This window comes from Shewanella sp. T24-MNA-CIBAN-0130 (genome assembly GCF_040310185.1).
GTDB lineage: Bacteria > Pseudomonadota > Gammaproteobacteria > Enterobacterales > Shewanellaceae > Shewanella > Shewanella psychromarinicola.
This window is the reverse complement of record NZ_JBEOPP010000184.1, coordinates 1-347: the sequence shown is the minus strand read 5'-3', so window position 1 is coordinate 347 and position 347 is coordinate 1. Positions and strand designations below refer to the sequence as shown.

The window sequence follows — 347 nt, the reverse complement described above, 5'->3', positions numbered from 1 at the left end:
AACTGAAGTTACTTGATCTGATCACAGTTCACCCCAGAAGTTCAATATTTTTTATACTTGTGTAGAAGAGTCAGCCTTTGAACCGCTCATTATGATGACGTTCAATTAAATGCACCAATTAATGGACCAGAATAAACTCTATCCATTCCACTGGTTTTTTGGCTAACTCCAAATTAATCCATAGGCTTTTTGCTTCAATATTGCAGCTGCCCCATTTGGTTTTCATTTTTTTAATGCCTACTGATGACGATTCAACATTAAGCCTCTCTTGCCAATAAGGTAGCAACATGGAAATGGTCTTTTGTACTTGCTGACGATATAAACCATTCAATAACTTTAACCGGTTA

At 36.3% G+C, this 347-nt stretch carries 1 protein-coding gene; it reads right to left on the bottom strand.

What is annotated here, in order from left to right:
* Positions 1-118 precede the first annotated feature (118 nt).
* Positions 119-347, bottom strand: a 229-nt coding sequence (locus tag AAEZ02_RS22000; protein WP_351125098.1) for a YgjP-like metallopeptidase domain-containing protein, incomplete at its 5' end; no start/stop codon positions are given.